Below are 22,690 nucleotides of genomic sequence, written 5' to 3' on the forward strand. Positions count from 1 at the left end.
TCATGTCGATCGAAGTGCGTAACGTCAGCAAGAATTTCAATGCGTTCAAGGCGCTGGACAACATCAGCCTGGATATCCACAGCGGTGAGCTGGTCGCGCTGCTTGGCCCGTCGGGCTGCGGCAAAACCACCTTGCTGCGGATCATTGCCGGTCTGGAAACTCCGGATCAGGGCAACATCGTTTTTCACGGCGAGGACGTTTCCGGCCACGACGTGCGTGATCGCAACGTCGGTTTCGTGTTCCAGCATTACGCCTTGTTCCGCCACATGACGGTGTTCGACAACGTCGCGTTCGGCCTGCGCATGAAACCGAAAAACCAGCGCCCGAGTGAAAGCCAGATCGCGAACAAGGTTCACGAACTGCTGAACATGGTGCAACTGGACTGGCTGTCGGATCGTTATCCGGAGCAGTTGTCCGGTGGCCAGCGTCAGCGTATTGCCTTGGCCCGTGCCTTGGCGGTGGAGCCGAAAGTGTTGCTGCTCGACGAGCCCTTCGGCGCCCTCGACGCCAAGGTGCGCAAGGAACTGCGGCGCTGGCTGGCGCGGCTGCACGAAGATATCAACCTGACTTCGGTATTCGTAACCCACGACCAGGAAGAAGCGATGGAAGTCGCCGACCGTATCGTGGTGATGAACAAGGGCGTGATTGAGCAGATCGGCTCACCGGGCGACGTTTACGAGAACCCGGCCAGCGATTTCGTTTATCACTTCCTCGGCGATTCGAACCGCCTGCTGCTGAGCGACGACAACCATGTGCTGTTCCGCCCGCATGAAGTGTCGTTGTCCAGGCATGAGCTGGAAGATCACCATGCCGCCGAGGTGCGCGATATCCGCCCGCTGGGCGCGACGACGCGGGTGACCTTGAAAGTGGAAGGGCAGACTGATCTGATCGAAGCGGAAGTGGTCAAGGATCACGACAGCCTGATCGGCCTGGCCAAGGGTGAGACCTTGTTCTTCAAGCCGAAGGTCTGGCAGAAAGTCGCCAACCTCTAAGATCAAAAGATCGCAGCCTTCGGCAGCTCCTACAGGGAAACGCATTCCAATGTAGGAGCTGCCGCAGGCTGCGATCTTTTAAGCGGCCTAAGCCGCCGCTTTGCGATTGGGATTGACCCGCACCACCCCCGCCCGCAACTCGATCTCTTGTTTCAATTCCTGCCGCAGCCCGAGCAAGAACGCCAGCTCGGCCACGACAAACAACGGCCCGACAATCAGCCCACTGATGTCATCGACAAACGCCGGTTTGCGCCCTTCATAGTGATGCCCGACAAACTGGATCACCCAACCCACCACAAACATCGCCAGGCCGCTGCTCAGCCAGATCATGGTGCTCTGCTGCGCCAGTGCATGCCCGGCCCACACCGACAGGCCCATCAGTACGGACATCAACACGCCGAGCTTCAACTCCAGGCGCAGGTAAAACCACGCCGAGGCAAGGGCCACCACAACGGCGGGAGATATCCACAACCCGCCCAGCGCCCATTGCGGCCGTGACAGCAGAACAGCCACCGCCACCACGATCAGCGGAATGCCGATAAAGTGGCTGGCGATGTTGCGCGGGTCGCGGTGGTAGGCGGCGTATTGACTGAGGTGGTCGACGAGGCTTTTCATTGTTGTTCCTCCAGTGGGGTTGAATGCATCATCCCTCGGGATCCGCGTTCGTTCTGTCGGGCAGGCGACACTCCAGGAGTGGTTATGCAAATTCGTGCACGGTTGCTTAGCGGCCAGTGGTTCAATCATCTGCCTGGGTCTTTTCAGGATAGCCTGCTGGCGATGGCCCGGGAGCGGCGGCTGACGGCGGGGCAACGACTGTTCCAGCGCGGCGATGCGCCGTGCGGTCTGTATGCAGTGCTCGATGGCGCCGTGCGCATTGGCGCGGTCAGCGAGCAGGGCAAGGAGGCCTTGCTGAGTCTGGTGGAGGCGCCGCACTGGTTCGGCGAAATCTGCCTGTTCGACGGTCAGCCACGCACCCATGACGCCTATGCAGTCGGGCCGTGTACCTTGCTGAATATTCCCCAGGCGGCGTTGCTCAAATTGCTCGACGAACAGCCGCAGTACTGGCGACATCTGGCGCTGCTGATGAGCCACAAGTTGCGCCTGGCCTTCATCAGTCTCGAACAGCTGAGCCTGCTGCCAGCTCCGGCGCGTCTGGCCCATCGCTTGCTGATGATCGCCGAAGGCTACGGCGAACTCGACGCGCCACGCCGGACGCTGCAACTGCCGCAGGAGCAATTGGCGGCGATGCTGTCGCTGTCGCGGCAGACCACCAATCAGATCCTCAAGGATCTGCAGGGGCAGGGGATTATTGGGTTGGCTTACGGCGAAATCGAAATCCTCGATGCCGCAGGATTGCGGGCCATGGCCACGATTTAACTAGCGCCATAAATCACTTGTGGGAGCGGGCTTGCTCGCGAAAGCGGTGTGTCATTCAACGATGATGTCGACTGATAAAACGCCTTCGCGAGCAGGCTCGCTCCCACAGGGAATCGGGGTCTGAATCACGAACCGCGATAGGTGGAGAAACCGTACGGGCTCAGCAGCAGCGGGATGTGGTAGTGCTGATCGGTCTGCTTGACCTGGAAGATCACCGGAATTTCCGGGAAGAATGTCTCTTGCTTGATCTTCTTGTAGTACTCGCCGGTCTTGAACACCACGCGGTATTCACCAGCTTCGAATGGCTGTTTGGCCGGGAACAGTTCGGCAATCCGCCCTTGTTCGTTAGTGGTGCCTTGAGCCAGTGGCTGCCAGTTTTCGCCGACGTGTTTTTCCAGGGTGACGTTGATGCCCGGTGACGGCAGGCCGTTTTCCAGGTTGAGCACGTGCACGCTCAGCGGATTACCGGCGGCCAGCGCCAGGCTGGAAACAGCGCTCAGGCCGAGCGCGGCGAGGGTCATGCGCAGGGTGGTCATGGTGGATCTCCTTAGTGGGAACGGGTGATGGTCAGGCCGGCTTTGTCGGCGGCGGCGCGGGCGCAGTTTTCGTCTTGCTCACCGCCGCCGGAACCGGCCACGCCCATGGCGCCGACCAGTTCGCTGCCGGCGAACAGCGGAATGCCACCGCCGAGCAAGAGCAATTCGTCGAGGGTGTTGAGGTTGGCGGTTTCCGGGTTGCTGCGGGCGCGCTCGGCGAACAGCCGCGTCGGCGTCTTGGTCGACAGCGCGGTGTAGGCCTTGCGCTGGCTGGCGGCGGTGTTGTGCGGGCCAACGCCGTCACCACGCAGAGTCACCAGCAGGTTGCCGCCACGGTCGAGCACCGACACCGTGCCGGTGCAGGAGCTCATCGCCTTGTCCGCCAGCCAGCGTGCGGTTTTCAGGTCGAGGTCGGCGTGGCGCGGCAGTTCTGGCGTGGCGCTCGCGGCGCCGCTGAGGCCGAGGATCAGGCTGGCGACAAGGTATTTGACGGTCATGTGCAGGCTCCGATGGGGTAGGTCTGCACCTTAACCGGCGCACTTCGTCAGAACCCCGTCAGGCGGATTACAAGTTTGTAATGGGCAACGGCGCCGAACACGCCTAGCCTGTGTACCTGATCAATCGAGGTGTGCCATGCGTTTGCTGGTCGTAGAAGATGAAGCCAAAACCGCCAATTTCCTCGCCAAGGGCCTGGGCGAGTCGGGTTTCGCCGTGGATGTGGCGCTCAATGGCCTCGACGGCCGCTATTTTATCGAGCAGCAGGAATACGACCTGATCATCCTTGACGTGATGCTGCCCGGCCTCAACGGCTGGCAATTGCTGCAACTGATCCGCCAGCGCGGCGCCACGCCGGTGCTGTTTCTCACCGCCAAGGACGCCATCGAAGACCGCGTCCGTGGTCTTGAGCTGGGCGCCGACGATTATCTGCTCAAGCCTTTTGCCTTCGCCGAACTGCTCGCGCGGGTGCGCACGCTGCTGCGACGAGGGCCGATGCGCGAAGCCGAGTCGTACAGCATCGCCGATCTCGAAATCGACGTGCTGCGCCGCCGGGTCAGTCGCGGCGGCCAGCGCATTGCCCTGACCAACAAGGAATTCGCTCTGTTGCAGCTGCTCGCCAGCCGCCAGGGCGAAGTGCTGTCGCGCACGCTGATCGCTTCGCAGGTGTGGAACCTGAATTTCGACAGCGACACCAACATGGTCGAAGTCGCCGTGCGTCGCCTGCGCGCCAAGGTTGATGACCCGTACATGCCGAAACTTATCCACACCGTGCGCGGCGTCGGTTATCAACTGGAAGCGCCGGACGATGTGGAGTAAGTCGATCGCCTGGCGATTGGCGCTGGCTTTCACCGTGGTATGCGCGCTGGTGCTGAGCGCAATCGGCGTGTTCCTCTACCGCTCGCTGGCCTCGGAGTTGGCCTTTCGCGACGACATGGCCCTGCTCGGGCGCCTCGAACAAGTGCGCGCCTTGCTCGCCGACAGCGACAGCCTCGACGCCCTGCAGGCACGGCCACGGTTGTATCAGAACATGCTCGGCAATCTCGACAGCCTGTTGCTGGTGCGCCGGGCCGACGGCTCCAGTGTGATCGCAATCAACCCGCGTCAGCGTGAATTGCCGGCGCTCAATGCATTACCGCGAGAACAAATGCCGCAGCGCCGCGACGTGCTCACCTGGCAGGCCAGCGACGGCGCCGAACTGGCGTTGCTGTCTGGCCAGGCGCAAGGTCCCAACGGTGAAACCCTGACAGTGATCGCCGGCAAGGTGCTCAGCGAGCGTGAGCAGATGCTCGGCAGTTATCGGCTGCGTCTGTATCTGTCTGTCGGCCTCGGCGCGGTGCTCGCGTTTGCTCTGGGCCTGCTGTTGCTGCGGCGTGGCTTGCAACCGTTGCATCAATTGAGCGAAGCCGTTCGCAGTATCGATCTGCGCAGCCTTGATCGACGCCTGCCCACCGAGGGCACGCCGAGCGAACTGCGCGAGCCGGTGCACGCGCTCAACACCATGCTCGCGCGGCTGGATGACAGCGTGCAGCGCCTGTCGCAATTCTCCGCCGACCTCGCTCACGAAATCCGCACGCCGCTGCACACCTTGCTCGCCAGCAACGGCCAGGCCCTGAACCACCCGCGCAGCACGGCTGACTATCAGGAACTGCTGGCCTCCAACATGGAAGAGTTCGAACGGCTCAAGCGCATGGCCGAGAACCTGATGTTCCTCGCCCGCGCCGAACAGGCCGAACGCGCGCTCAATCTGCACACACTGGACTTGCGTAACGTCGGCGACGAGCTCTGCGATTACTTCGAAGCCCTGGCCGATGACCGCGACCTCCAACTGCAAAATCGCATGCACGGCGAATTGCTCGCCGACCAGCAACTGCTGCAACGCGCCCTCGGCAACCTGTTGGCCAACGCGGTACGCCACGCCGACCCCGGCACCCTGATCAGTCTGCAACGCCGCGATGAACCGGATATGTGCTGGCTGCAAGTGCACAACCACGGCCCGGTCATCCCGCCTGAGCACTTGGGCAAACTGTTCGACCGCTTCTACCGCGTCGATCCCTCAAGGGCGGAGCCGGGGGATTCGGGGGGGCTGGGGTTGGCGATTGTGCAATCGATCATGCAGTTGCATGGCGGGCGGGTGCGGGTGAGTAGTGATGTGTCGGGGACGGTGTTTGAGTTGGGGTTTGAGAGGCGGTGTCAAGACGTTAGCGATGGCTGACCATCTACGCTAAGCTCATTCAATTGCATTGTTTATGATGCATTTCGATTTTTTAGGTGAATCTTGCATTGCAAGCAATGCATTTGGGGCGGTGATGGAAAAAATTGGCGAGTTGATCAGAAGCTTGCGTAAGGCCGAAAAGCTGTCCCAACAAGCTTTGGCGCAGCAATACGGAATGAGCCGCGCGACAATCTCGGGGATTGAAAACAACACAATCTCGGAAATCGGTTTGCGCAAAGTCGAAGCCATTCTTAACGGATTCGGCTACGAACTGGCCGCAATACCCCGCGCCTCTCGACGGCCGACACTCGACACGCTGCGCAAGGTGAACTTCCATGACTGAGGCATTGGACCGCTTGCAGGTCTGCGTCGGCGGCCATGAGGTTGGAAGATTGGGGCGCGGGCACGCAGGTGTCGACAGCGTGTTCAGCTATCGGGACGATGCGATTGATGAAAATGCCGTTTCGCTGACCATGCCGACACGCCTGGAAAGTTATGGTTGTGAACGCGGCATCCATCCGATATTCGAGATGAACCTGCCTGAGGGTGCGTTGCGCGATGAGTTGATACGGCGGTTCAGCAAAGCCGTGCGCGGCTTCGATGACTTCGCTTTACTAGGTATCGTCGGCCCGCATCAACTCGGGCGTCTTTCGATCGCGAGCGCATCGACAACTGATCGTCCACCTGAAACCTCGCTCGCTGAGTTATTGGTTCATGACGGTGCGCAAGGTTTGTTCGAGGATCTTTTGCAGACTTACGGGCAGTATTCCGGGGTTTCAGGCGTGCAGCCCAAAGTATTGGTGCGCGACAGTGCCGCTGCAATAGACCGACTGACGCACCGAGGCTCGACTCATCTGGTCAAAGCCTTCCGTGCCGAAGATTATCCCGAGTTGGCAACCAACGAATATTTCTGCATGCGCGCTGCGCAACTTTGTGGCCTCGACGTGCCGCATTTCGAACTCAGCGAGCATGGCAAATTTCTCGTCATCGAGCGTTTCGACTTGAGCGACACCGGATACCTCGGTTTCGAAGACTTTTGCGTGCTCAACGGCTGGCCGTCGAAGGCCAAATACGATGGCTCTTACGAAGGAGTCGCACGGCAGATCAAGGCGTTTGTTTCGCCCTCATTACTCAAGCACGCACTGGAAGCTTTCTTCAAGATTGTCGCTTTATCGGCGGCATTGAAAAACGGCGATGCCCACCTGAAAAACTTTGGCGTGCTCTATGAGGATTGTGGCGAGCACTCATTGGTCAGGCTCGCTCCGGCGTACGACATCATCACCACGTCGGTGTACATCAAGAGCGATAGCATGGCACTGCTGTTGGGCGGTTCGAAGGCGTGGCCCAAGCATAAAATGCTTACCAAGTTTGGTCGTACGGCCTGCAATCTGAGTGAAGCACGCTGCAACCAGTTACTGCATATGGTCGCGCACGGTGTGCAGGAAGCGATGGGCGAAATGGCGGAGTACAGCGCAAATCATCCTGCCTTCGCAGAGGTGGGCGCTGCAATGATCGAACAATGGTCGGCCGGTCTGGCGCGCAGCCTGCGCACCAGTTGAAACTCAGCGCAACTGATCCCGAAACTGCCCCGGCGTCATCCCTGTCCAGCGCTTGAACGCGCGGCTGAAGCTGCTGGTGTCGGCGAATCCCAGCAGATAGCTGACTTCACTCAAGGAACACTGCGGGTCACGCAGGTGCAGCAGCGCGAGGTTTTCACGGCTTTCGTTGAGCAAAGTGTCGAAGCGGCAACCTTCATCCGCCAGATGCCGCTGCAGGCTGCGCAGGCTCAGGTGCAAGGCCTGGGCGATGCGTTCGGCGCTCGGCTCGCCTTCGGGCAATTGTTCTTCAATCGCATCGCGCACCTTACGCTCCCAGGTCAGCGGCTTGAGCTGGGCGAGGGTGCGTTTGAGTACGGCTTCGTTGTGTTCGGCCAGTTCCGGGTTGGCGTCGTCGAGGTGGCTGTCGAAGTCGTTGAGGGCGAACTCCAGGCGGTCTTCGGCTGCGGCAAAACATACCGGCGCGCGGAAGACTTTGTGCCATTGCTGGGCGTCGTTCGGTTCCGGGCGGCGCAAGTACACCGCCAGCGGTGCGTAATCGCGGCCGAGGCGATTGCGGCAGGTGCGCACGTAGATCGCGGCGAAGGCGTCGATGGCTTCGAAGGCCGGCGCCGGATTGCCTGAGGGGATTTTCAGGCGAAATTGATAGCGGTCTTCGTGGCGGCTCAGCTCCAGCTCCAGCGCATCGCTGACCACCGGGTGATAACGCACGATGCGTTCGAACACCTCGCGCAAGCTGCCGCTGGCCACCAGCGCGTAACCGAGCGCGTGGAAGGTGGTCGGGCTGACGAAGCGCGACACGCGCAAGCCCAGCGCCGGGTCGCCGCTGGCCTCAATCGCGAGCGCCCACAAACGCGTGGTACCGGACAGCGGATAGCGCGCATTGGGGTCGTCCATCAGCGTTGGGTCGAGCCCGGCCTGTTGGCACAAGGCAAGGCTGTCCAGCCCCAGCGCATCGAGTTGTTTGCGCAAGGCGCGGGTCCAGCTGGCGAGGGAGGTCGGTTCCTTCATGCTGATTGGCGCGTCCGGTCAACAGGTTGGCGTTCTTGGCTAGCGCGGATCGAACCCCGGCAAGGCACGATGCATTCATCTTAGACCCGAGGATGGAAGCATGGACGGTACTTCTGCAAGCCCTGAACGACTGAATGCGGCGCAGCGCTCGGCACATATTCGCCAGGTGGTGTTGGCCAAAGGTGCGCAATTGCGTGAGCGCTACCCGATTCTTCAGCATCAGGATGCTCTGGGCGCGGGGATTCTGGCGTTAGCGCTGGCCGGGATGATCGGCTCGGCGGCGCTGTACATCACTGGCCATATGGCTTGGTGGGTGTGTCTGCTGCTCAATGCTTTTTTCGCCTCGCTGACCCACGAGCTGGAGCATGACCTGATTCACAGCATGTACTTCCGTAAACAGCGCGTGCCGCACAACCTGATGATGGCTCTGGTCTGGCTGGCGCGGCCGAGCACGATCAATCCTTGGATCCGTCGTCATCTGCACCTCAACCATCACAAGGTTTCCGGCACTGAAGCCGACATGGAAGAGCGCGCAATCACCAACGGCGAGCCGTGGGGTTTTGCGCGACTGTTGATGGTTGGCGATAACGTCATGTCGGCGTTTATCCGCCTGCTGCGCGCCAAGACCTGGGCACACAAGCTGAGCATCGGCAAACGCGTGCTCAAGGTCTATGCACCGCTGGCGCTGCTGCACTGGGGCGCGTGGTATGTGTTTCTCGGCTTTCACGCGGCCAATGGCATCGCGCAGTTGCTCGGCTCGCCAATCGAGTGGTCGGCGACCACGCTTTCGGTGATGCAGGTGATCGATATCGCCGCCGTGGTGATCATCGGCCCGAACGTGCTGCGCACTTTTTGCCTGCACTTCATCAGCTCGAACATGCATTACTACGGCGACGTCGAACCGGGCAATGTGCTGCAGCAATGCCAAGTGCTGAACCCTTGGTGGCTGTGGCCGTTGCAAGCGTTCTGCTTCAACTTCGGCAGCAGTCACGGGATTCATCACTTCGTGGTGAAGGAGCCGTTTTACATTCGTCAGATGACCGTACCGGTGGCGCACAAGGTCATGCGCGAGATGGGTGTGCGGTTCAATGATTTCGGCACGTTTGGCCGGGCGAACCGGTTTGTTCGGCAGGCTGAAGTGGTGAATGAAGAGGTGAGTACAGCCCGGGCTTAACGGGTTGTTCTCAAAGGCACCTTCACGAGCAGGCTCCCACAGTTGGAATACGGTTTCCTGTGGGCGCGAGCCTGCTCGCGAATACGATCTGTCAGACGATATCAATCCGGCTGAAACGGCGAAGCACTGAGGATCACTCCGGTCTCTTCCACATAACGTTGCCAATGCCCGATCAACGCACTGAGCTTGTCCGGCTGACTCAACGCCAGATCATGAATCTCCCCCGGATCGCTCGCCAGATCATAAAGCTGCCAGTTCGCCGGCCCCACCGGCCCGGGGATCCACACCACTTTCCACGACCCCTGGCGAATCGCCCGACGTCCGAACAATTCCCATCCTGTAACGGTGTGCTCGTCATGCACTTGCGCGGTCTCGCCGGACAAGAAGCCCAGCCATGACTTACCGCGCAGTGGCGCCACCGCTTTGCCTTTCCAATGGTTGCCCGGATGCCGCACGCCAGCCAGATCAAGGATGGTCGGGGTGATATCCATCACCGTACCGAAACCATGGCTGATCTGCCCTTTGAGCGGCAATTGCGGATAGTGCAGCAGTGCCGGCACGCGGATCCCGCCTTCAGTGGTGAAGGCTTTGAACAAGCGCGATGGCGCGGTCGCCACCTGCGCCCAGTTCGGCCCGTACCAGACGTAGGAATTGGCCCGGCCTATATTGTCGAGGCTGTTGTCGTAATGCTGATTGAGGTAGGTCATCAGCTCCGGGCCGAACTTGGGGAACGCTTCCAGCAGCGCGCCTTCGGCACCGTTGTCGGACATGAACAGGATGAAGGTGTTGTCGAGCTGTCCCTGCTGGCGCAGGTAATCGACGACCCGGCCGATGTTCCAGTCCATGCGCTCGACCATCGCCGCGTAGACCTCCATGGCCCGTGCGGAAATCTGCTTTTGTTCATCGCTCAAGGCGTCCCACTGGGCGCTGAGCTGAATCAGCGGATGCGGCTCGACGTCTGGCTCGATCAGGCCCAGCGCCTTGAGTTTTTCCAGGCGTTCGAGGCGCAGCACCTCGGGGCCGGCGTCATAGCGGCCACGGTATTTCGCGACGATATCGGCGGGCGCCTGCAGCGGCCAATGGGGCGCGGAGAAAGGCAGATAGGCGAAGAACGGCCGGGTCTGATCGCGCTCCTTGAGGTACTGCAGCAGCTTGTCGCCGAAGGCATCGGAGGAATAGAAATCCTTCGGCAACTCGTCAACAAACTGATCGTCCTCGATGTACAGCGCCGGGGTGGATTTCAGCAGGCCCGGCGTTTGCTCATCGTAGGTCGGCTCGAAACCATAGTGGTTGGCAGCGCCCGGCAACAGTGAAAACGAGCGCTCGAAACCGCGCGCATGGGGCGCCAGTTCAGCCTTCAGACCCAAGTGCCATTTGCCGCTCATCAAGGTTTGGTAGCCGGCCTCACGCAGCAGCTCAGGCAGCGCGACGACGCGGTCGTTGAGGTAGCCCTCGTAACCGGGTTTGCCAATCAGATCCGGAGTCAGCGCTTCGGCCATGGTGCCGATGCCCGCGATGTGGTGATCGGTGCCGGTCAGCAGCATCGAGCGCGTCGGCGAGCAGGTCGGTGCGGTGTGAAAATCGGTCAGGCGCAGGCCGTTGTTGGCCAGCGCATCGAGGTTCGGCGTGGCAATTTCGCCGCCGAACGCGCCGATGTCGGAAAAGCCTAGGTCATCGGCCAGGATCACTAGAAAGTTGGGACGTTGCGGCATCGCGAAACTCCTGTTCAGCAGGCAATGAACGTCAGCGGCAGATCGCGGATCTGCACCGCTGCGCTCGGTTGGTAATGGTCGTCACTGGTCAACTCGTGCAGCAGTTCTTCACGCAACTGATGGAAGTCGTAACTGCTGCGCTGGCGCGGGTGCGGCAGGGCGATGTCGACCACTTGCTTGATCCGCCCCGGACGCGGCTCCATCACCACCACGCGGTCGGCCAGAAAAATCGCTTCCTCGACATCGTGGGTCACCAGAATCGTGGTGATCTGTGCTCGCTCGCGGATAGCCAGCAGTTCGTCCTGCATTTGCTGGCGAGTCAGCGCATCGAGGGCACCGAAGGGTTCGTCGAGCAACAGGATTCGCGGGCTGGCGACGAGGCCGCGAGCAATCGCCACGCGCTGCGCCATGCCGCCGGAGAGTTGATGCGGATAGGCCTGGGTGAAATCACTGAGGCCGACCAGTTCGATGAAATCCTTGATGCGTTGTTGTTTCTGCGCCCCGCTCAGCGGTTCATTGACCAGGCCCAGGCCGATGTTGTCGGCGACTGTCAGCCACGGAAACAGACGATGTTCCTGAAAGACGATGCCGCGCTCGCCGCCGATGCCGCTGACGGCCTTGCCATCGACACTGATCTGCCCGCGAAACTCGGTGTCGAGGCCGACCAGCAAACGCAGCAAAGTGGATTTGCCGCAGCCGCTGGATCCGACGATGGCGACGAATTCGCCCTCGGCAATGTCCAGGTTGAATTCGCGAATCGCCTCCAGTTCGAAACCGTTGACGGCGAAGGATTTGCCTACGTGGTTGAAGCTGACAATCGGTGCGTTCATGCGTGTCTCCAGCGGGTCGCGCGAATTTCCAGGCGTTGGCCGATCAGGTTGAGCAGGGCGCCGGTGAGGCCGACCAGCAGCATGCCGGCCATGATCAGATCCATGCGCAGCAGCTGCTGCGCGCCGATCATCTGGCTGCCGATGCCGCCATTGGACGGCATGAAATATTCAGCGCCGATGGTGCCGAGCCAGGCGTAGATCAGGCTCAATCGCAGCCCGGCGAAAATCCCCGGCGCAGCGCCGGGCAGGACCAGTCGACGCAGGCGTTGGCCGAGGCCGAGGCGCAGCACTTGCGCGGCTTCGTTGAGTTGCGGCGAGAGGTTGGCGACGCTGCGCTGGGTGGCGACGAACAGCGGAAAGAATGCAGCGAGAGCGACGAACACCCACTTGGCCGGTTCGCCGAGGCCGAACCACGCGGTGAGCAGCGGCACCCAGGCGAAAATCGCAATCTGCCGCAGTGCGGCGAGTGTCGGGCCGAGCAGGCGTTCGCTGAAACGCGACAGGCCCAGCAGCAAGCCCAATGCGAAACCGAGTCCGCCACCGATCAGCAAGCCGCCGAGGGTGCGGCTCAGGCTCAGCGCCATGCCGTTGACCAGCGTGCCGTCGAGCAGTCCGTCCCACGTCGTGCTCAGCACAGCCGCAGGGCTGACCAGAATATTCGCGTCGACCCACTGCTGATCATTGGCCAATTGCCAAAGCGCCAACAAGCCCAGCGGCAACAGCCACGGTTGCAGGCGCTGCCAGCCCTGATAGCGCGGGCCGCGAGTAATGTGTGCGGTGGCCGGGTGCGGCCAGTGCACCAGCTTGCGGTCGAGCAGCCCGATGCCGCGATCCATCGCCACACCGATCAGACCGATGACCACGATGCACACGAACACGATGTCGAGCATGAACAACTGCCGCGCCCAGACCATCAGATAGCCGATGCCTTCGCTGGAGGCCAGCAGCTCGACCGCCAGCAAAGAGGTCCAGCCAGCGGCCAAGGCCAGCCGCACGCCGGCCATGAACGCCGGCAGCGCAGCGGGAAGCACCAGGCGCCAAATCAGCAGACGCGGCGGTAGGCGCAATACGGCGGCGGCCTCGCGCAATTTCGGTTGCGCATCGCGCACGCCAACCAGTGTGTGCAAGGTCACCGGCACCACAATGGCCTTGATCAGCACCACCAGTTTCAGCACTTCACCGATGCCGAAGAACACCATGAACAGCGGAATCCACGCCAGCGTCGGCACCTGCGCCAATCCGGCGAATGTCGGAAAAACCAGGCGCTCCAGGCGTCGACTGAAGCCCATTGCGGCGCCAAGCACCGCGCCGGTCGAAACGCCTGCCAACAAGCCCCAGAACCACCGTTGCAGGCTGATCCACAAATGACTCCACAGCTCGCCTTGGGCCAGTTCCACAGCGCTGCTCCACACCAGCGATGGCGCCGGCAGGATCTGCTCGCTCATCCACTGATTGCGCGCGGCCAGCCACCACAGGGCAAAGAGGCTGACGGGCAGCAGCCAAGGCAACAGGCGTTGATTCAGGCTCGGCCAGGTGCCACGGCTTTTCAGCGGCGGTGCGGCCAGCGGCAGGCTGAGCAGAGATTGACGGGCCATGGGTGACCTCCGTTGTCGGGTTGCATGGCGAACCGCTTTTCATGTGGGAGCGAGCCTGCTCGCGAAATGGCTGTTTCAAGCGGCATTGATGGCGGCTGGCATGGCCTCTTCGCGAGCAGGCTCGCTCCCACATTGGGTTTCGTCATATATGAAACTGATCTAACGAATTTGCGTTAGATGCCATCGGGAGATAAGCGAATCCATTTAAGGCTTGCCTGCTTACGCGCATCCAATGCATTCGAAGAATATTTTCGATGCTGTTAATGCATATCGCGCTGCAAACCGCACACGCCCGCGCTTAGCTCATATGGATATAAAAATGTGCATTTATAGTATTTAAGTGAAGGTGCCTATTCAGCCTACTTTCGGCTCATCAGCGATCAAGGAGCCGTGCCCATGAACCTTCCCTTCAAACGAATCATCAGCCTGCTGGCCGCCCCGGCGCTTGCAGGATTCATCTCGCTCAGCGCCCAGGCCGAGGAGCTCAAGGAAATCCGCATCGCGGTGCCCGACCTCAGCGCCGGCACTCAACACAGCGGCGGCGGCATCGTTGATGTGCTGCGCAATCAGCAGATCTTTGAAAAGGCCTTCGCCGAGCAAGGCATCAAGATCCAGTGGAGTTTCTTCAAGGGCGCCGGGCCGGTGATCAATGAGGCGTTTGCCAACGGCCAGGTTGATCTGGCCTATCTGGGCGACCTCGCCGCGATCATCGGCAAGTCCAACGGTCTGGACACGCGCCTGCTCAGCGCGACGGCGCGTGGGGTCAAGCAATACCTCGGCGTGGTGCCCGGCTCGGGGATCAAGACCTTGCAGGATCTCAAGGGCAAACGCGTGGCAATCTTCCGCGGTACGGCGACGCAGCTGTCGTTCGATGCGGCGCTGGCCAGTCAGGGCCTCAGCGAGAAGGACGTGAAGGTCATCAATCTGGATTTCAACGCAGCGGTCTCGGCACTCGCGGCCAGGCAGATCGATGCCTCGTGGGGCAGCTCCGCGCTGAGTGCGTTGCAAGCCAAAGGCCTGGCGGAATTGCCGCTCAACACCAAGGACCTCGGCGGCGCCGGTAGCGTGCAGGCTGTGTTGCTCGGCAATGGCAAGTTTGTCGATGCCCATCCTGAGGTCATTGCCAAACTGCTCAACGCGCAGCAGCAGGCGGTCGAGTGGCTGACTCAGGACAGTAACAAGGATGCCTATGTGCAGCTGGTGTCTGGGCTGGCAAGTTATCCGCCGGTGATCCTGGCTCAGGATCTGAAGGACCAGAACTTAAGCGAGATTTTCCCGTCGACGCTGGATCCGGTGTTCTTGAGCGGCCTGCAGGACAAGGTCGATCTGGCGGCGCAGCAGAAGCTGATCCGCAAGCCGTTCAAGGTCAGTGATTGGGTGGCGCCAGAGCTTTCTGCAGCCAGGCTTTAGATCTCCAGCGTCTGCACTGACCGCTTCGCGAGCAGGCTCGCTCCCACACTGGAACCGGGTTCATAGCCAAATGTGGGAGCGAGCCTGCTCGCGAAAAGGTTCAGACAGCGACGCTGACGTCCTGCCGATCCACCGCGACCAACGTCTCGATCATTGCCCTCGCCGCTGGCGACAGCCGAAACCCGGTGCGGCTGACGATGCCGCAGCGGGCGTTCATGCTTTCAAGGTTCTGCGGCAGGTTGCGCCAGTGCAACAGCACCAGCGAACCCTTGGCGACATCCTCAATAAACGCCTCCTCCGTGCCGACGCCGATCGCGTTGGATTGCAGCACCACTTTGACCAGCGCCGGAAAGTGCTCGGTTTCGATGGTCGGCGAGAAATCGATGCGCCCGCTGAGGTTCGCCAGCAGCTTGCGAATGCCTGGTGGAATCAGCGTCGCGGCCAGCGGGTAGTCGAACATGTCGTTGGTCGACAGGCTTTCCTTGGCCAGCAACGGATGCCCCGGGCGGCAGAAAAATACGCCGCGCTTGGGCGTCAGCGGTTGCGTCTGGAAATTCGGGTCGGACTCGAAATGGCGGATGTCGGCGATAAAGAATTCGATCTCTTCGCGGCTCAGCGCACGGCTGAGTTTTTCCCAGTTATCCACCTGAAAACAGGTGCGCACTTTCGGGTGCGCATTGATGAATTGCGCCACCGCATCCGGCACCAGTTTCACCGCCGGCGCCGGGCCGCAGCCGAAGTGCACTTCGCCGGCGTCGAGCTTGGTCATTTGCGTCACTTCGGCGCTGAGCAAAGCTGCGCCCTGCACCAGGCTCAGGGCGTGTTGCAGCACCACCTGGCCCTCGGGCGTCGGGCGCAAATCCTTGTTGCCGCGATCGACCAGCACGCAACCGAACTCCTGCTCCAGCCCCTGAATGCTGCGGCTGAACGCCGGTTGAGTGATGCCCATGGCGTCGGCCGCACGGACAAAACTGCGGTGTTCGTTAAGGGCGATGAAGTAGCGCAACTGGCGAAGATCCATATGCTTTTCCGGCATCCTAAAAATAGCTCGAAGGCATTTGCGACGAGGGTTGCTTGAGGTTTTAAATGCAAGCTCTTATTCCGTCAACGAAGCATGTGAATATCTATTAGATGTAAAAGGAATATAGATAGAGCGTTGTTTCGCTGCCGTTCAACCGCAAGCAGTCGATGAGGGTCTACCCATGAGCAATGCCGCACTCGCCGTAAAACCCGTTGCCCACGCGCTGGAAATTCATCCAGTGGCCGGACGTATTGGTGCTGAAATCCGGGGCGTGCACCTGTCCGGTGAGCTGGACGCTGCCACCGTCGAAGCCATTCAGCAGGCGCTGGTGGAATACAAAGTGGTTTTTTTCCGCGAACAGACTCAACTCGATGATCAGCGCCAGGAAGCGTTCGCGCATCTGCTCGGCGAACCGGTGGCACATCCGACCGTGCCGGTGCGCGAAGGCACTCGCTACCTGCTGGAGCTGGACGGCGCCGAGGGCCAGCGCGCCAACTCCTGGCACACCGACGTGACCTTCGTCGATGCCTATCCGAAAGCCTCGATCCTGCGCTCGGTGGTCGCGCCGGCCTTCGGCGGCGATACGCTGTGGGCCAATACCGCAACGGCATACAGCGGCTTGCCGAGCGAGCTGCGTGAACTCGCCGACAAACTGACCGCTGTGCACAGCAACGAGTACGACTACGCCGGTGCGAAGCCGGACGTCTCGGCAGAGAAGCTGGAGCGCTATCGCAAAGTCTTTACCTCCACTGTTTACGAGACCGAGCACCCAGTGGTGCGTGTGCACCCGATCAGCGGCGAGAAAAGCCTGCTCCTGGGGCATTTCGTCAAACGCATCAAAGGTTACTCGCAGGCGGATTCGGCGCATCTGTTCGGCTTGCTGCAAAGCCATGTGATCCGCCAGGAAAACACCGTGCGCTGGCGTTGGCAGGCCGGTGATGTGGCGATCTGGGATAACCGCTCGACGCAGCATTACGCGATTGATGATTACGGCACCCAGGATCGCGTGGTGCGCCGGGTGACGCTCAAGGGCGAGGTGCCGGTGGGGGTGAATGGGCAGCGGAGTCAGACCATTAAGGGCGCGGATATCGTCGGCGTCTGATCGGGCCTCTTCGCGAGCAGGCTCGCTCCCACAATGGATTAGTGCCGGGCACAACGGATGTGATCGACGCCAATCCCTATGAGAGCGAGCCTGCTCGCGACGGGCTTTCACCACACTCCAATCTGAACGACCTTCTCGGTTTCCGGCTCACCATAGCGAAACCGCTGCCCGCGCAAGTCGATCTCCTCATGGCTGATCGTCGTCCGCCGCTTCAGACCGCGCACCCACTCAAACAGATACCCCGCATGCTCCTCGCGCACCGCCGCGTACGCCGGGTCCTCACCCAGATCACGCAGTTCCTGAGGATCATTCAACAGATCAAACAACTGCGGTCTAAATCCGTCGTACGCCAGGTATTTCCAGCGCTCGCTACGCACCATGGTCATGCGGCAACGGTCGATCGGCTGGCCCAGTCGTTGCCGCGCCGGGGCCTGAAAGGCGTAGTCGTATTCGCTGATTGCATAGCGGCGCCAATCGGGATTTTCCCCGTGCAGCAGCGGGATCAATGAGCGTCCTTCCAGCCGGTGTTCCGCCCCCGGTAATCCCAACGCTTGAAGAAACGTCGGCAACGCATCAATGGTTTCCGCCAGCCGCTCATCGACAGTGCCGCGAGTGACATCCGCCGCCGCCCGAGGATCGCGAACGATCAACGGCACGCCCACCGCCTGCTCGAGCAAAAACTCTTTCTCACCGAGCCAATGATCGCCGAGGAAATCGCCGTGATCGCTGGTGAACACGATCAACGTGTCATCCCAACGCTCGTTGCTCTGCAGAAAATCGAACAGCCGCCCCAACTGATCATCCACTTGCTTGATCAGGCCCATGTAGGTGGGGATTACATTCAATCGTACTGAATCGCGGGAGAAGTTGAGGCTTTCCTCATGTTGACGAAAGGCATTGTATACGGGGTGTTTGCTGGCTTCAGAGGGCGTCGCGCGGACCGGTTGCAGGATCGATTTCGTACTGTAAAAAGCGTGGTATGGCGCCGGTACGATGTAGGGCCAGTGTGGTTTGATGTACGAGAGGTGTAAACACCAGGATTTCTCGCCTTGCTCAGCGATGAAGTCGATGGCGCGATTTGTAGTGTAGACAGTCTCTGAGTGTTGCTCGGGAATTCGTGCTGGCAAATTCGCATGACGCATTTTCCAGCCGCTGAGGATTTCACCGTTCTCGCCTTCGGCGGCATTCGCCCAGTCGTGCCAGGGATTGCGCCCCTCGAAACCGTGTTCGCGCAGATAGTGGGTGTAGGGCGCGGATTCGCGCTTGTCGTCGAATAAAGGATCGTCGGGGTAGATGCCGTCGTGGCGCAGGTACGGTTCGAAGCCGACCTCATTGAGCAACTCGGCTTGCGCGCTTTCCGGGTTGATCGCCAAGCGCTGCAAGGCGTCGACATTGGCCGTCGCATGGGTCTTGCCGACCAGCGCGGTGCGGATGCCGTGAGGTCGCAAGTAATCGCCGATCGTCAGCTCGTCCAGCGGCAACGGCACGGCGTTCCAGGCCACTTGATGGCTGCTGACATAGCGCCCGGTATAGGCCGACATCCGCGACGGGCCGCAGATCGTGCCTTGGGTGTAGGCGCGGCTGAAACGCACGCCCTGGGCAGCGAGGCGATCGATGTTTGGCGTGTGCAGATGCGGGTGTCCGTAGCAGGACAGGTAATCGCGGCGCAGTTGATCGCACATGATGTACAGCACGTTGCGCACGGGGTTGGATGGGGCAGGCATGGGGTTCACCGGTCAGTGGGACAGGTGAGGGTTTTCGCTGTCGGTAGGGGTGTTCGGCAAGTGCATTTGGGGAATGGTTTTTATGCAGGGAATGCATCAGCCTCTTCGCGAGCAGGCTCGCTCCCACATTTGAAATGCGTATTCCTGTGGGAGCGAGCCTGCTCGCGAAGGGGCCAGCTCAGACCGCGAAATTCTCCAGCGAGCACACCTCCTCATCCTCCGCATCAATCGCCTTGATCTGTTCGATCATCGCTTCGGCCAATGGCGACAACCGATACCCCGCTCGGCTGACAATCCTATAGCGGGTGTACAGCTCCTCCAAATCATCGGGCAGGCCTTCAATCTTCAAACAGACCAGCTCACCCTTGGCCAGATGCAGCGCATCGGAATACGCGCCGACAATCCCGATCGCCTCCGAGCGCAACACCACACTCAACAGCGTCGAACCGTTTTCGCATTCCACATTAGGGGCGAAATCCGGACGGCCGCTGAGGTCGACGATGACCTTGCGCAGGTTCGGCGGGCGGATGCTGACCGCCAGTGGATAACTCAGCAACTGCTCGGCGGTGATGCGTTCGAACGCCGTCAGTGGATGCCCGGCGCGGCAGCAGAAATGCCATTTGCGCGCTCGCAGGCGGTGGGTCTGGTAATCCGGGTCGGCCTCGAATTGCCGGGTATCGGCGACGAAGAATTCGAACTCTTCGCTGAGCAGGCGTTTGCTCAGACTCTGCCAGTCATCGACCTGAAACTGCACCCGCGCTTTCGGGTAGCGGCCGATGAATGCGCCGATCGCGCGCGGGATCAATCCAGCGGCTGGCGCCGGCCCGCAACCAAAGCGCAATTCCCCGGCTTCGAGGCCGTTGAACTGGCTGATCTCGTTGGCCATCTGCTGCGCACCGCTGACCAATCGTCGTGCATGTTCGAGCAGCACCTGACCCTGTTTGGTCGGCGGCAATTCCCTGCGCCCACGGTCGATCAACTGGCAGCCGACGCTGTGTTCCAGCGCCTGGATGCTACGGCTGAATGCCGACTGCGACAGGTTCACTGCCTGCGCGCCGGCGACGAAGCTGCGTTGTTCAGCCAAAGCAATGAAGTGACGCAGTTGGCGCAAGTCGATATGCATTTTTCACATAAAAAATATCCGGGAAATGCATTGGATATGCATTAGGTCGACTCCTTATAAAGGCAATCTCTTATGCAGTAAATATTTGTAAATCCATAAATAAATAACTTTAAAGAATATGCAGAGTTGTAGATGTCTGTGTGTTTTTTGACCAGGAGCCGCGCCATGAGCCCGTTGAATCTTGCGTTACCCCCATCACCCCGACGGCTCAAACGCCTGCCTTTGGCGCTGTTGCTGGCGGGCAGCGCCAGCTGGACTCACGGTTATGCTGCAGAAACCGACACTTCGCCACCGGTCTCGGCAGGCACAGCGACGGCCAACGGTTCGCAACTGGAAACCGTGACCGTCACCACCCGCCGCCGCGAAGAAAGTTCGCAAGATGTGCCGACGCCGATGAGTGTGGTCAGTGGGCAGAATCTGGAGACGCAGCGGGTTTACCGGATTCAGGATTTGCAGCAACTGGTGCCCAGCGTCAACGTCGCCTACATGCATGCGCGCCAGTCCAGCGTGTCCATCCGTGGCTTGGGCAACAACCCGGCCAGTGATGGTCTGGAGGGCAGCGTTGGCCTGTACATCGACAACGTTTATCTGGGCCGTCCGGGGATGGCGGTGTTCGATCTGATGGACATCGAGCAGCTCGAAGTCTTGCGCGGTCCGCAGGGCACGCTGTTCGGCAAGAACACCACCGCCGGGGTCATCAACATCAGCACCCGCGCCCCGAGTTTCACGCCGGAACGCAGCATCGAAACCTCGGTCGGCGAGGACGGTTACTTCCAGACCAAAGGCACGATTTCCGGGCCGCTCAACGATCAACTCGCCGGGCGCTTTTCCGCTTATCGCACGCGCAGCGACGGCGACATCAAGAATGAATACGACGGCCACGACCTCAACGGCGGCTCCCGCGAGGGCTTCCGCGCGCAGCTGTTGTTCAAGCCCAACGAAGATTTCAATCTGCGCTGGATCGGCGATTACAACGAAGAAGATTCCAGCGCCGGCACCCGCGTGCTGTACAACGCCGGGCCGACCATCAACGGCGTCAATCTGTATGAATCGCGGGCCAGCGCGGCCGGAGCGACGCTGGTCAACGGCCGGCATCGCAAGGTCAATCTCGACAACGATCAGCACGTCACCGTGCATCAGGGCGGCACGTCGGTGGAAGCCAATTGGACGTTGCCGAGCGACTTCACCCTGACCTCGGTCAGCTCGTACCGCTTCTGGAATTTCACCCCGCGCAACGACGACGGCCTCAACGTGCCGGCCAGTTACAACGCTGGCGTGTCGGTGGAAGACAAACAGTATTCGCAGGAATTTCGCTTGGCCTCGCCCAAGGGCGAGTTCTTCGATTATGTAGTCGGCGCCTACTATTTCGGCTCGGATCTGGACAACAAATCCTTCTCCTATTACGGCCCACAGGCGGACATCTGGAACGGCACGCCGGCCGGCGCCCTGGCCAACGTCACCAGCGTCGGCAACGGCCATATCAAGACCGACAGTTTCGCCCTGTTTGCCCAAGGCACCTGGCACCTGAGCGAGCGCCTCGATTTCACTGCCGGGGTACGTGGCACCTACGAAGAGAAAAACGCCTCGGTCGGCCGCAACGCGCCGCTCGGCGGTGTAGCTGTGGCCGGCGCGGCAGCCAATGCGCGTCGCGGCCGTGCCGGCGTCTACGATTCCGGAGACTTGAATCAGTACAGCTCCAGCCCCTCGGGACTGCTCAACCTGAGCTATCGCATCACCGACGATGTGCTCGGTTACGCGACGCTGTCCCACGGCGAGAAATCCGGCGGGGTCAACCTCGCGGTCGGCTCCGCACCTACCGCCGGCGCCGACTCGCTATTGATCGGCACCGAGCGTGCCAACAACGCCGAACTCGGTTTCAAAAGCACCCTGTGGGATCGCCGCCTGCAACTCAACGCCAATGTGTTCTGGACCCAGGTCAACGCCTACCAGACCAACGCCTATGACGCCGCCAACCGCGTGCAATACCTGACCAACGCAGGTTCGGTGCGCTCGCGCGGCATCGAGTTCGAAAGCACCGTGGTGCCGTTGCGTGGCCTGACTCTGAATTTCAATGGCTCGTACAACGACGTCAGCTACCTCTCGTACAAGGATGCGCCGTGCCCGCCGGAAATCAGCCAGGCCCCGGGTGCACCGGCCTCGTGCGACCTCAGCGGCCATCAGGTGGTCGGCGCGTCGAAATGGATCGGCAACGCCAACGGCGAATACAAATGGAATCTGGCTAACGGCTTCGAACCCTACGTCACCGGCAGCTACGCGTTCCGCTCCAAAGCGGTGGGCACGGTCGAGGACTCCGATTACGGGCAGATCCCCAGTTACGCGGTGGTCAACCTATCCACTGGCTTGCGTGGTGATTTCAGTCAGGGCCAGTGGGACGTCTCGCTGTGGCTGAAAAACGCCTTCGACAAAACCTACTACACAACTCTGTGGACCGGCGGTAACGGCGGCTATGAAGGCCTCCTCGGCACGCCACGGACCCTGGGAGTTACAGGTCGCTACGATTTCTGATTGGGCTTTCAAGGCGCTGACCCGGACAAGGGCCGTTCAACCAATACGATCTTCAGCGGCGCTGGCAAGCAGACGCAACTGATCGACATGAACGGCTCAGTGACGGCGGAAACCACGCCTATCGTCGCCGTTCAGCAAAGCAATACCAGCCGTTAACAGGCGTTGACGGATGCCGTGGGCGAATACTTTTCATGCCGCGAAAGCATGGGGTTTATGGCAGATCGCTGCAGCCCTTGTGGTGCGCGGCTTCGGTGAAAACGGACGATTTGTATATTTCTTTAAGGTCTATGC

The 22,690-nt window shown here is 60.7% G+C and carries 21 protein-coding genes; 11 read left to right on the top strand and 10 right to left on the bottom strand.

Translation table 11 applies throughout. From position 1 onward, the window contains the following. Positions 1–2 precede the first annotated feature (2 nt). Positions 3–992, top strand: a complete 990-nt coding sequence (locus AC4IHP_RS09145) for a sulfate/molybdate ABC transporter ATP-binding protein (RefSeq protein ID WP_460122757.1) — start codon at positions 3–5, stop codon at positions 990–992. A gap of 87 nt (positions 993–1,079) precedes the next feature. On the opposite strand, the gene AC4IHP_RS09150 is transcribed toward AC4IHP_RS09145, so the two are convergent. Continuing rightward, positions 1,080–1,607 carry an Mpo1 family 2-hydroxy fatty acid dioxygenase gene (locus AC4IHP_RS09150; protein WP_490831526.1) on the bottom strand — a complete coding sequence of 176 codons (528 nt, stop codon included), beginning with the start codon at positions 1,605–1,607 and terminating at the stop codon, positions 1,080–1,082. Positions 1,608–1,691: 84 nt separating this feature from the next. Here AC4IHP_RS09150 and AC4IHP_RS09155 point away from each other — a divergent pair, with 84 nt between their 5' ends. Next, positions 1,692–2,369 (top strand): Crp/Fnr family transcriptional regulator, encoded by a 678-nt coding sequence (locus AC4IHP_RS09155; RefSeq protein ID WP_490831527.1) that lies wholly within the window; start codon positions 1,692–1,694, stop codon positions 2,367–2,369. A gap of 125 nt (positions 2,370–2,494) precedes the next feature. Here the strand turns inward: AC4IHP_RS09155 and uraH are convergent, their stop codons facing one another. Continuing rightward, complete coding sequence (gene uraH / locus AC4IHP_RS09160) at positions 2,495–2,905, bottom strand: hydroxyisourate hydrolase (protein WP_490831528.1); 411 nt, start codon at positions 2,903–2,905, stop codon at positions 2,495–2,497. A gap of 11 nt (positions 2,906–2,916) precedes the next feature. Next, positions 2,917–3,402, bottom strand: a complete 486-nt coding sequence (locus tag AC4IHP_RS09165; RefSeq protein WP_041477439.1) for a GlcG/HbpS family heme-binding protein — start codon at positions 3,400–3,402, stop codon at positions 2,917–2,919. Positions 3,403–3,538: 136 nt separating this feature from the next. Between AC4IHP_RS09165 and AC4IHP_RS09170 the strand changes: the two genes are divergently transcribed. From AC4IHP_RS09170 to AC4IHP_RS09185, 4 genes are all read left to right on the top strand, one after another. Next, a complete protein-coding gene (locus AC4IHP_RS09170) occupies positions 3,539–4,219 on the top strand; it encodes a heavy metal response regulator transcription factor (RefSeq protein ID WP_041477440.1) in 681 nt (226 codons plus the stop codon). Then, positions 4,209–5,615, top strand: coding sequence for a heavy metal sensor histidine kinase (locus AC4IHP_RS09175; RefSeq protein ID WP_460122767.1), 1,407 nt, complete (start codon positions 4,209–4,211; stop codon positions 5,613–5,615). The genes AC4IHP_RS09170 and AC4IHP_RS09175 overlap by 11 nt, the downstream gene beginning before the upstream one ends. A gap of 94 nt (positions 5,616–5,709) precedes the next feature. After that, complete coding sequence (locus AC4IHP_RS09180) at positions 5,710–5,958, top strand: helix-turn-helix domain-containing protein (protein WP_016772238.1); 249 nt, start codon at positions 5,710–5,712, stop codon at positions 5,956–5,958. Then, positions 5,951–7,174, top strand: a complete 1,224-nt coding sequence (locus tag AC4IHP_RS09185; protein WP_490831529.1) for a type II toxin-antitoxin system HipA family toxin — start codon at positions 5,951–5,953, stop codon at positions 7,172–7,174. Before AC4IHP_RS09180 ends, AC4IHP_RS09185 begins: the two co-directional genes overlap by 8 nt. A 3-nt stretch (positions 7,175–7,177) precedes the next feature. Here AC4IHP_RS09185 and AC4IHP_RS09190 read toward each other — a convergent pair whose 3' ends face one another. Beyond that, a complete protein-coding gene (locus tag AC4IHP_RS09190) occupies positions 7,178–8,182 on the bottom strand; it encodes an AraC family transcriptional regulator (RefSeq protein WP_490831530.1) in 1,005 nt (334 codons plus the stop codon). A 100-nt stretch (positions 8,183–8,282) separates the two neighbouring features. On the opposite strand from AC4IHP_RS09190, the gene AC4IHP_RS09195 reads away from it, so the two are divergent. Continuing rightward, entirely contained in the window at positions 8,283–9,356 is a 1,074-nt protein-coding gene (locus AC4IHP_RS09195; protein ID WP_490831531.1) for a fatty acid desaturase, read from the top strand. A 101-nt stretch (positions 9,357–9,457) separates the two neighbouring features. Here AC4IHP_RS09195 and AC4IHP_RS09200 read toward each other — a convergent pair whose 3' ends face one another. Genes AC4IHP_RS09200 through AC4IHP_RS09210 form a run of 3 tightly spaced genes read right to left on the bottom strand, consistent with a single transcriptional unit; the run spans position 9,458 to position 13,493 of the window. Beyond that, on the bottom strand, positions 9,458–11,068 hold the full coding sequence (locus AC4IHP_RS09200; protein WP_490831532.1) for an arylsulfatase: 1,611 nt from the start codon (positions 11,066–11,068) through the stop codon (positions 9,458–9,460). 14 nt (positions 11,069–11,082) lie between these two features. Then, the gene (locus tag AC4IHP_RS09205) at positions 11,083–11,898 is read right to left on the bottom strand and encodes an ABC transporter ATP-binding protein (RefSeq protein ID WP_460122781.1); all 816 of its coding nucleotides are present in this window, start codon (positions 11,896–11,898) and stop codon (positions 11,083–11,085) included. Further along, positions 11,895–13,493 (bottom strand): ABC transporter permease, encoded by a 1,599-nt coding sequence (locus AC4IHP_RS09210; protein ID WP_490831533.1) that lies wholly within the window; start codon positions 13,491–13,493, stop codon positions 11,895–11,897. Before AC4IHP_RS09210 ends, AC4IHP_RS09205 begins: the two co-directional genes overlap by 4 nt. 396 nt (positions 13,494–13,889) lie before the next feature. Between AC4IHP_RS09210 and AC4IHP_RS09215 the strand changes: the two genes are divergently transcribed. Beyond that, complete coding sequence (locus AC4IHP_RS09215) at positions 13,890–14,903, top strand: ABC transporter substrate-binding protein (RefSeq protein WP_490831534.1); 1,014 nt, start codon at positions 13,890–13,892, stop codon at positions 14,901–14,903. A 100-nt stretch (positions 14,904–15,003) separates the two neighbouring features. Here the strand turns inward: AC4IHP_RS09215 and AC4IHP_RS09220 are convergent, their stop codons facing one another. Further along, entirely contained in the window at positions 15,004–15,924 is a 921-nt protein-coding gene (locus tag AC4IHP_RS09220; protein ID WP_038860809.1) for a LysR family transcriptional regulator, read from the bottom strand. A 181-nt stretch (positions 15,925–16,105) separates the two neighbouring features. On the opposite strand from AC4IHP_RS09220, the gene AC4IHP_RS09225 reads away from it, so the two are divergent. Beyond that, positions 16,106–17,026, top strand: coding sequence for a TauD/TfdA dioxygenase family protein (locus AC4IHP_RS09225; RefSeq protein WP_490831535.1), 921 nt, complete (start codon positions 16,106–16,108; stop codon positions 17,024–17,026). Positions 17,027–17,133: 107 nt separating this feature from the next. On the opposite strand, the gene AC4IHP_RS09230 is transcribed toward AC4IHP_RS09225, so the two are convergent. Together AC4IHP_RS09230 and AC4IHP_RS09235 are read right to left on the bottom strand one after the other, a co-directional pair. Further along, entirely contained in the window at positions 17,134–18,750 is a 1,617-nt protein-coding gene (locus AC4IHP_RS09230; RefSeq protein WP_490831536.1) for an alkaline phosphatase family protein, read from the bottom strand. A gap of 178 nt (positions 18,751–18,928) precedes the next feature. Beyond that, a complete protein-coding gene (locus tag AC4IHP_RS09235) occupies positions 18,929–19,873 on the bottom strand; it encodes a LysR family transcriptional regulator (RefSeq protein ID WP_490831537.1) in 945 nt (314 codons plus the stop codon). 165 nt (positions 19,874–20,038) lie between these two features. Here AC4IHP_RS09235 and AC4IHP_RS09240 point away from each other — a divergent pair, with 165 nt between their 5' ends. Together AC4IHP_RS09240 and AC4IHP_RS09245 are read left to right on the top strand one after the other, a co-directional pair. Beyond that, a complete protein-coding gene (locus AC4IHP_RS09240; RefSeq protein WP_490831538.1) occupies positions 20,039–22,399 on the top strand; it encodes a TonB-dependent receptor in 2,361 nt (786 codons plus the stop codon). Then, the gene (locus AC4IHP_RS09245; RefSeq protein ID WP_490831539.1) at positions 22,400–22,555 is read left to right on the top strand and encodes a hypothetical protein; all 156 of its coding nucleotides are present in this window, start codon (positions 22,400–22,402) and stop codon (positions 22,553–22,555) included. Positions 22,556–22,690: the final 135 nt, after the last annotated feature.

It is taken from the genome of Pseudomonas sp. UF-293 (assembly GCF_058245595.1).

Bases quoted from the DNA above. Each gene is read 5' to 3' on its own strand.
- AC4IHP_RS09145 (WP_460122757.1), top strand. From the start codon at position 3: ATGTCGATCGAAGTGCGTAACGTCAGCAAGAATTTCAATGCGTTCAAG.
- AC4IHP_RS09150 (WP_490831526.1), bottom strand. From the start codon at position 1,607: ATGAAAAGCCTCGTCGACCACCTCAGTCAATACGCCGCCTACCACCGC.
- AC4IHP_RS09155 (WP_490831527.1), top strand. From the start codon at position 1,692: ATGCAAATTCGTGCACGGTTGCTTAGCGGCCAGTGGTTCAATCATCTG.
- uraH (WP_490831528.1), bottom strand. From the start codon at position 2,905: ATGACCACCCTGCGCATGACCCTCGCCGCGCTCGGCCTGAGCGCTGTT.
- AC4IHP_RS09165 (WP_041477439.1), bottom strand. From the start codon at position 3,402: ATGACCGTCAAATACCTTGTCGCCAGCCTGATCCTCGGCCTCAGCGGC.
- AC4IHP_RS09170 (WP_041477440.1), top strand. From the start codon at position 3,539: ATGCGTTTGCTGGTCGTAGAAGATGAAGCCAAAACCGCCAATTTCCTC.
- AC4IHP_RS09175 (WP_460122767.1), top strand. From the start codon at position 4,209: ATGTGGAGTAAGTCGATCGCCTGGCGATTGGCGCTGGCTTTCACCGTG.
- AC4IHP_RS09180 (WP_016772238.1), top strand. From the start codon at position 5,710: ATGGAAAAAATTGGCGAGTTGATCAGAAGCTTGCGTAAGGCCGAAAAG.
- AC4IHP_RS09185 (WP_490831529.1), top strand. From the start codon at position 5,951: ATGACTGAGGCATTGGACCGCTTGCAGGTCTGCGTCGGCGGCCATGAG.
- AC4IHP_RS09190 (WP_490831530.1), bottom strand. From the start codon at position 8,182: ATGAAGGAACCGACCTCCCTCGCCAGCTGGACCCGCGCCTTGCGCAAA.
- AC4IHP_RS09195 (WP_490831531.1), top strand. From the start codon at position 8,283: ATGGACGGTACTTCTGCAAGCCCTGAACGACTGAATGCGGCGCAGCGC.
- AC4IHP_RS09200 (WP_490831532.1), bottom strand. From the start codon at position 11,068: ATGCCGCAACGTCCCAACTTTCTAGTGATCCTGGCCGATGACCTAGGC.
- AC4IHP_RS09205 (WP_460122781.1), bottom strand. From the start codon at position 11,898: ATGAACGCACCGATTGTCAGCTTCAACCACGTAGGCAAATCCTTCGCC.
- AC4IHP_RS09210 (WP_490831533.1), bottom strand. From the start codon at position 13,493: ATGGCCCGTCAATCTCTGCTCAGCCTGCCGCTGGCCGCACCGCCGCTG.
- AC4IHP_RS09215 (WP_490831534.1), top strand. From the start codon at position 13,890: ATGAACCTTCCCTTCAAACGAATCATCAGCCTGCTGGCCGCCCCGGCG.
- AC4IHP_RS09220 (WP_038860809.1), bottom strand. From the start codon at position 15,924: ATGGATCTTCGCCAGTTGCGCTACTTCATCGCCCTTAACGAACACCGC.
- AC4IHP_RS09225 (WP_490831535.1), top strand. From the start codon at position 16,106: ATGAGCAATGCCGCACTCGCCGTAAAACCCGTTGCCCACGCGCTGGAA.
- AC4IHP_RS09230 (WP_490831536.1), bottom strand. From the start codon at position 18,750: ATGCCTGCCCCATCCAACCCCGTGCGCAACGTGCTGTACATCATGTGC.
- AC4IHP_RS09235 (WP_490831537.1), bottom strand. From the start codon at position 19,873: ATGCATATCGACTTGCGCCAACTGCGTCACTTCATTGCTTTGGCTGAA.
- AC4IHP_RS09240 (WP_490831538.1), top strand. From the start codon at position 20,039: ATGAGCCCGTTGAATCTTGCGTTACCCCCATCACCCCGACGGCTCAAA.